The 8,521-nt window shown below is 43.4% G+C and carries 5 protein-coding genes; all 5 read left to right on the plus strand.

The annotated features are described in order from the left end of the window. Positions 1-22 precede the first annotated feature (22 nt). Complete coding sequence (gene fdnG / locus ACEYJ7_RS09070) at positions 23-3,076, plus strand: formate dehydrogenase-N subunit alpha (RefSeq protein ID WP_373778771.1); 3,054 nt, start codon at positions 23-25, stop codon at positions 3,074-3,076. A gap of 1 nt (position 3,077) precedes the next feature. Next, complete coding sequence (gene fdxH / locus ACEYJ7_RS09075; protein ID WP_373778772.1) at positions 3,078-3,986, plus strand: formate dehydrogenase subunit beta; 909 nt, start codon at positions 3,078-3,080, stop codon at positions 3,984-3,986. After that, positions 3,979-4,656 (plus strand): formate dehydrogenase subunit gamma, encoded by a 678-nt coding sequence (locus ACEYJ7_RS09080; RefSeq protein ID WP_373778773.1) that lies wholly within the window; start codon positions 3,979-3,981, stop codon positions 4,654-4,656. The genes fdxH and ACEYJ7_RS09080 overlap by 8 nt, the downstream gene beginning before the upstream one ends. Positions 4,657-4,854: 198 nt before the next feature. Then, positions 4,855-5,775 carry a formate dehydrogenase accessory protein FdhE gene (gene fdhE / locus ACEYJ7_RS09085; RefSeq protein WP_373778774.1) on the plus strand — a complete coding sequence of 307 codons (921 nt, stop codon included), beginning with the start codon at positions 4,855-4,857 and terminating at the stop codon, positions 5,773-5,775. Positions 5,776-5,992: 217 nt separating this feature from the next. Beyond that, positions 5,993-8,425: a DNA topoisomerase (ATP-hydrolyzing) subunit B gene (gene gyrB, locus ACEYJ7_RS09090; RefSeq protein ID WP_373778776.1), complete on the plus strand. Its 2,433-nt coding sequence runs from the start codon at positions 5,993-5,995 to the stop codon at positions 8,423-8,425. Positions 8,426-8,521: the final 96 nt, after the last annotated feature.

The raw sequence follows: 8,521 nt of genomic DNA on the forward strand, positions 1-8,521 counted from the left end.
TGCGGTTTTTTAGGAGTGAATTATGCAGGTCAGTAGACGTAAGTTCTTTAAGATCTGTGCAGGCGGTATGGCAGGAACTTCTGCTGCAATGTTGGGCTTTGCCCCGGCAGCAGCACTAGCTGCACCGAGAGAGTTTAAGCTTTTACGAGCAAAAGAGACTCGCCAAACCTGTACTTACTGCGCTGTAGGCTGTGGGATGTTAATGTATAGCCTTGGTGACGGTTCAATGAATAGTAAAGGGAAACTTTTTCATATTGAAGGTGACCCTGACCACCCGGTAAGCCGTGGTGCGTTATGTCCGAAAGGTGCGGGTGCATTAGACTATGTAAATAGCGATCGTCGCGTACACTATCCGGAAGTGCGCGAACCGGGTTCGAAAGAGTGGAAACGTATTTCATGGCATGAAGCAATCGAACGTATTGCCAAGCATATGAAAAAAGACCGTGATGAAAACTTTGTCACGCATAATGAAGCAGGTGTTGAAGTAAACCGTTGGATGACTTCAGGTTTCTTAGCCGGTTCTGCGTGTAGTAATGAAACAGGTCTTATTACTCAAAAATTTATCCGCGCACTCGGTATGATCTATACCGACAACCAAGCAAGTATCTGACACGGACCAACGGTAGCAAGTCTTGCTCCAACATTTGGTCGCGGTGCGATGACAAACCACTGGGTTGACATCAAAAATGCGGACTTAGTCATCGTTATGGGCGGTAACGCAGCAGAGGCACATCCTGTTGGTTTCCGTTGGGCGATTGAGGCTAAAAAACAGACAGGTGCGAAGTTATTAGTGGTTGATCCACGTTTTAACCGTACGGCAGCTGTCGCAGACCATTACATGCCGATTCGTCCTGGTACAGACATTGCGTTCTTATCAGGGGTAATTCGCTATCTCTTAGAAACTAACCAAATTCAACACGAATACGTTAAACACTATACAAACGCAAGTTTCTTAGTGAATGAAAACTTCAAATTTGAAGACGGCTTATTTACAGGCTATAACCCTGAAACACGTCAATATGACCGTTCAACTTGGGGTTACCAATTCGACGAAGCGGGGCAACCAATACGTGATATGACAATGCAAGATCCGCGTTGTGTAATCAATATGCTAAAAGAACACGTGTCTCGCTATACGCCTGAAATGGTTGAACGTATTACGGGTACACCACAAAAAGATTTCCAATTGTTTTGTGAAGAAATCGCAAAAACGGCAGCGCCGGAAAAAGCAGCCACTTTCTTGTATGCGTTGGGTTGGACACAACATACCGTAGGTTCACAAAATATCCGTACTATGGCAATTATTCAGTTACTTTTAGGTAACATTGGAGTTGCAGGTGGCGGTGTGAATGCATTACGCGGTCACTCAAACGTACAAGGTATTACAGATTTAGGTCTTTTCCCGCATATGTTACCGGGCTATATCGGCTTACCGACAGAGGCTGATACGAGTTTAGACGCATATTTAGCGCGTATTACACCGAAAACAATGGTAGCCGGTCAGGTTAACTACTGGCAAAACACTCCGAAATTCGTAGTGAGTATGTTTAAATCGTTCTATGGTGATAATGCGACGGCAGAAAACCAATTTGGTTTTAACTACTTACCGAAGTTACCAAAAGGTGGTATGGACCAACTGCGTTATATCGAAGCGATGTACGAAGGAAAAGTAAACGGTTTCTTCTGTCAAGGTATGAACCCGATTGCCTCTTACCCGGATTCACAAAAGGTGATTAAAGCATTAAGTAAATTGAAATATTTAGTTATTTTCGATCCGCTTATTACTGATACTTCAGAGTTTTGGCAAAATCATGGTGAATTTAATGAGGTAAACCCGGAAGACATTCAAACAGAGGTATTCCGTTTACCGACAACCTGTTTCGCAGAAGAAGACGGTTCGGTAGCAAACTCAGGTCGTTGGTTACAATGGCACTGGAAAGCCTCTGAACCACCGGGTGAAGCGAAACCGGACGTAGATATTCTTTCAGAACTGCGTGCAGAACTCATTCATCTTTATGAAAAAGAAGGCGGTAAAGCACCGACTGACGGCTTATTGGCAATGGCTTGGAATTACTTAAATCCGCTGGAGCCAAAAGCGGATGAAATTGCCAAAGAAACAAACGGTTATGCATTAGAGGACCTAAAAGATGCTGACGGCAATATTGTCGTGAAAAAAGGCGAGCTTCTTTCAAGTTTTGCACAAATGCGTGATGACGGTACGACCTCGGGAGCATGTTGGATCTATACGGGACAATGGACGCCGAAAGGTAATCAAATGGCGAACCGTGATAACTCGGATCCATCAGGTTTGGGGAATACATTAGGTTGGGCATTTGCATGGCCGATGAACCGCCGTATCGTTTATAACAGAGCATCGGCAGATCCATCGGGTAAACCATGGAATCCTAAACGCCAGCTTGTTAAATGGAACGGTAAAAACTGGAATTATGTGGATGTTGCCGACTTTGGTGCAGCTCCGCCGAATAGTCCGGTAATGCCATATATTATGCAACCTGAAGGTGTAAGTTGTTTATTCGTACGTGAACGGATGGTGGATGGTCCATTCCCTGAACACTATGAACCGGCAGAAACACCTATCGGTACTAACCCGTTACATCCAAATGTGATCTCAAGCCCGGTTGCACCGCTTGCACCTTTATTAGGCACATCGGAGGAATTCCCGTATGTGGGGACAACCTATCGTTTAACCGAACATTTCCACTATTGGACGAAAAACTCGCTTATCAACGTTATCGCTCAACCGGAGCAATTTGTTGAAATCAGTGAACAGCTTGCGGCAGAGAAAGGCATTAAACATGGTGATAGCGTAAAAGTAAGTTCTAAGCGAGGCTTTATTAAAGCGATTGCGGTCGTAACCAAACGTATTCGTCCGTTAGTGTCTGACGGTAAGACGATTCATACTGTGGGTATTCCTATCCATTGGGGCTTTGCGGCAACGACTAAAGCGAAAAAAGGTTACTTTGCTAACAACTTAACGGTTCGTACGGGTGATGCGAATACTAAAACGCCAGAATCGAAATGTATGTTAGTCAATATTGAGAAAGTGGGGGCATAATATGGGTTCTGTTCAATCTCAAAACATTATTAAAGCCTCTGCAACCTCGGGTTTAACACCGGCACCACACGCTCGTGATTTCCAAGTTGAAGTGGCGAAATTAATCGACGTAACAACGTGTATCGGTTGTAAAGCGTGTCAGGTAGGATGTTCCGAATGGAATGATATCCGTACGGAACCTGAAGTTTGTACCGGTGTTTATGACAACCCGATTGACTTAACTGCAAAAGCTTGGACGGTAATGAAATTCAACGAAGTTGAAGAAAATGAACGTTTAGAGTGGTTAATTCGTAAAGACGGTTGTATGCACTGTGCAGAGCCGGGCTGTTTAAAATCGTGTCCGTCTCCGGGGGCGATTATTCAGTATGCAAACGGTATCGTTGACTTCCAATCGGATAAATGCATCGGTTGTGGATACTGTATCGCAGGTTGTCCGTTTAACATTCCTCGGATGAACCCGGAAGATAACCGCGTATATAAATGCACTCTATGTGTTGACCGTGTCACGGTAGGTCAAGAACCTGCTTGTGTGAAAACCTGTCCGACAGGTGCAATCCGTTTTGGTAGCAAAGAAGAGATGAAACAGTATGCGGAAACCCGTATCACTGACTTAAAATCTCGTGGCTACAACAATGCGGGTTTATATGATCCTGAAGGTGTTGGCGGTACGCATGTAATGTACGTATTACATCATGCGGATAAACCGGAACTATACTCCGGGTTACCGAAAGATCCGAAGATTGACCCAACAATCACGCTTTGGAAAGACGTGTTGAAACCGGTTGCAGCCATAGCAATGGGCGGTTTAGCGGTAGCTGCTGCAGCTCACTATATTGCAGTGGGTCCAAACGCTGAAGAAGACGTTGAAGATCACCACGACGACAAACATAATGGAGGCAAACATGAGTAAAATTGAGATCAGTAACGATCAAAAAATTATTCGCCATAAGCTTCCGGCACGTTTAAGCCACTGGACTTTAGTATTATGTTTTATTATGACCGGAGCGACAGGTTTAGCATTTTTCTTCCCTGATTTTGCGTGGATTGCAGAAATTCTTGGTACACCACAATTGGCCAGATTTGTGCACCCTATTACAGGTCTTGTCATGTTTATTGCGTTTTTAAATATGGTTCGTATTTATTGGCGTCATAACTTCCCGGAAAAAAGCGACATTCCTTGGGCGTTAAATATTGTGGAAGTATTAAAAGGTAATGAGCATGCCGTTGCGGACAACGGCAAATACAACCTTGGTCAGAAAATGTTATTCTGGACATTATGTATTGCAATGTTCACCCTTTTGATCACGGGTATCATTATGTGGAGACAATACTTCTCTCATAATTTCTCAATCCCGGTGTTACGTATTGCGATCTTACTCCACTCAACCATGGCATTCTTACTCTTTACGGGTATTATTGTGCATATATATATGGCATTCTGGGTGAAAGGTTCAATCCGTGGTATGTTACACGGTTGGGTAACGGTTCGCTGGGCGAAGAAACACCACCCGCGTTGGTACCGTGAAGAAGTTTTACCGCAGCTTGAAAAAGAGCTCGCAGAAAAACAGGAATCGAAATAAGATTAAATGCGGGGCGAAATATTTCGCCCCCATTTTTATCCGTTGAAGTGATTTTGTCCTTTTATTTATGCAAAGGTTTTGTTCAAATAAAAGTATAAAGCTGTCTATTTAAAAGAGAAGATAAACGCGGTTTTGCAAATTTTTGGCAGAAACAGACCGCTTGTTTGCTTTCTCAACATTATTGTTTTAGGAAATCGTATGAGTATTAAAATTTTAGCCCAAGAAGAAATTCAAGCTGCAGCCAGCTCATTTCATAACCCTCCGCTACTGTTTGCCAATCCGAAAAATCTTTATATGCGCCGGGCAAAGCGTTTACGTGAATTAGCCGAAAACAATCCGTTCGGTGATTATTTAGCGTTTGTAGCAAGTATTGTTGACGTTCAGGCGGATTTATTAGCCAGTAAACCGATTGCCGATGTATCGGAACAATTGAAGGTTTATCTTGAATCCACTCAAGGTATCAAACCGCTTAATATTAAAACGTTTAAACGTTCAAGCGAATGGCGTGAGCTTCTCTTGGCATTTATCGAAAAATTCAAACCTTTTGCGAAAGAAAGCATTCAACCAACCTTAGAGTGGTTGGAAAAAGCTTCTGGCCCACAATTAGAAGAACTAGCCGATAACTTGCTTGATGAGCGTTATGAAGAGGTCGGTGCGGATAAAGCGGTATTCCTTTGGGCGGTCTTATCACTTTATTGGGTACAACTTACCCAACAACTTCCACGTCATACCAAAACCGAATTGGGGGAAGAACGTTACACTTGTCCGGTTTGTAACGCAGCGCCCGTAGCCAGTGTGATTCACTTTGGCGAAGTGCAAGGGTTACGTTATTTACACTGTTCGATGTGCGAAAGCGAATGGCATATGGTTCGAACCAAATGCACTAACTGTGAACAAACCGGTAAATTGGATTATTGGTCGTTAGATACGACAGAGGCTGCGGTTCGGGCAGAAAGCTGTGGCGATTGTGAAAGCTACCTGAAAATTTTACATCAGGATAAAGATCCGCACGTAGAACCGATTGCGGATGATTTAGGGACTTTATTTCTCGATGCAGAAATGGAACAAAAAGGCTTCGCCAGAAGTGCAATTAATCCGTTTTTATTTCAAGTAGAATGACAACGTAACTCGTTGATTTAAAATGAAAAACATCCTTTTTATTTTGTGATGAAAGACAAAAGACGGTGAAACAAGGCATGAAATTTGCAAAATTTTAGGCAAAAACTACCGCTTGTTTCACCTCCTTTCTTTTCTACACTTTCCCCCTATTTTCTGCTATAATCCCGCCCAATTTTTCGGTAATTTTACCGCCCAAATTTTTAAAATAGGAATAACAATGTCTGAACAAAATCAATCAAATAGCTATGATTCTTCCAGTATTAAAGTTTTACGGGGATTAGATGCGGTGCGTAAACGTCCGGGAATGTATATCGGTGATACGGACGATGGCACAGGCTTACACCACATGGTATTTGAGGTGGTAGATAATGCGATTGACGAAGCCTTGGCAGGATATTGTAACGACATCGTGGTGACCATTCATTCTGATAACTCCGTTTCCGTACAAGATGACGGGCGTGGTATTCCGGTCGGCATCCATGAAGAAGAGGGGGTGTCGGCGGCAGAAGTGATTATGACCGTGTTGCACGCAGGCGGTAAATTTGATGATAACTCATATAAAGTATCGGGCGGATTGCACGGAGTAGGCGTATCGGTAGTAAACGCACTTTCTTCAAAATTACAGTTAACAATTCGTCGTGAGGGCTGTGTTCACGAACAATTTTATAGTTTAGGCGAGCCGGATGCACCTTTAGCGGTGATTGGCGAAACGGACAAAACCGGTACCACCGTACGTTTTTGGCCAAGCTTAGATATCTTTAAAAACAAAACCGATTTTGAATATAAAATTCTGTCCAAACGCTTACGCGAACTCTCATTCTTAAACTCAGGCGTGTCGATCAAGTTAATTGATGAACGAGACAATAGCGAAGAACATTTTAAATATGAAGGTGGTATCAAAGCCTATGTTGAATATCTTAACGAAGGAAAAACCACGATTCATCAGACACCTTTTTACCTTTCAACGGAAAAAGACGGTATCGGCGTTGAAGTGTCGTTGCAATGGAACGACAGCTACAACGAAAATGTTTACTGCTTTACCAATAATATTCCGCAACGAGACGGCGGTACGCATTTAGCCGGCTTCCGCGGAGCTTTAACCCGTGCTTTAAAAAGCTATATGGATTCCAGCAATAAGATCAAAAAAGCTGATGCCAATATTGACGCTTCGGGCGATGATGCCCGTGAAGGCTTGGTAGCGGTGATCTCGGTGAAAGTGCCGGATCCGAAATTCTCTTCACAAACTAAAGATAAATTAGTTTCTTCCGAGGTTCGCCCGGCAGTGGAAAGTTCAATGAATGAAGCGTTACAGGAATACTTATTGGAAAATCCTAACGATGCACAAAATATTGTGACCAAAATCATTGATGCGGCACGAGCCCGTGAAGCTGCTCGTAAAGCGCGTGAAATGACTCGTCGTAAAGGTGCGTTGGATTTAGGCGGTTTACCGGGCAAACTGGCAGACTGTCAAGAAAAAGATCCTGCGCTATCCGAGCTTTACTTGGTGGAGGGGGATTCTGCAGGCGGCTCTGCAAAACAAGGGCGTGACCGTAAAAATCAAGCAATTTTACCGTTGAAAGGGAAGATCTTAAACGTGGAAAAAGCGCGTTTTGACAAAATGCTTTCTTCACAAGAAGTGGCGACTTTAATTACGGCGCTTGGTGCAGGGATCGGGCGTGATGAATACAATATCGAAAAACTGCGCTACCACAAAATCATTATTATGACCGATGCGGACGTTGACGGTGCGCACATTCGAACCTTATTATTAACTTTCTTTTACCGTCAAATGCCGGAATTGATCGAACGAGGTTACGTCTATATTGCTCAACCACCGCTATACAAAGTGAAAAAAGGCAAACAAGAGAAATATATTCAAGATAACGACGAGATGATGCAATATGAATTAGCCCTTGCGTTAGACGGTGCGGCATTGTATGTCAGTGAAAATGCACCGGCGCTAAGCGGTGTTGCATTAGAAAATCTGATTGTAGAGTATAACGGCATACAAAAATTAGTCGAACGTTTGGCGCGTCGTTACCCAACGGCATTAACCAACGAATTAATTTATCAACCGGCACTCTCTGCAGAATTTGTAAAAGATGAAGCCGAAGTGACCGCTTGGAACGAAAAATTCGTCGCAGTATTAAATGAAAAAGAGGTGAGCGGTAGCAGCTATCAAGGAAAAGTTTTCTATAATGCAGAGCGCCATACTTATGAACCTGAAATTATCATCAAAACTCACGGTATCGACAGCACTTACCGCTTAGATTTTAACTTTATTACTAGTAGCGAATATGGGCGAATGACTAAACTGGGCAGCCAGCTACAGGGTCTACTAGAGCCAACGGCTTACGTTGCCCGAGGAGAGCGTCAACAGCCGATTACCACGTTTGCCGAAGCGATTGAATGGTTAGTGAAAGAATCTCGTAAGGGCTTAACGATTCAGCGATATAAAGGATTAGGTGAAATGAATCCGGAACAATTATGGGAAACGACCATGGATCCGGTGTCGCGCAAAATGCTGCAAGTGACCATCACCGATGCTATCGCTTCCGACAAGCTATTCACCACATTAATGGGAGATGAGGTTGAGCCGCGTCGGGACTTTATCGAAAATAATGCACTATATGCGAATTTGGATATTTAACCTATCCGAACCAAAACCCCGAGGCATCGGGGTTTTGAACTATTGGTCTAAATTTTGCAAAAAACTCTCTGTATCTCACCGCTTGTTTCCTACCAA

The sequence above is a fragment of the Glaesserella sp. genome, assembly GCF_041814905.1.
Lineage (GTDB): Bacteria > Pseudomonadota > Gammaproteobacteria > Enterobacterales > Pasteurellaceae > Glaesserella.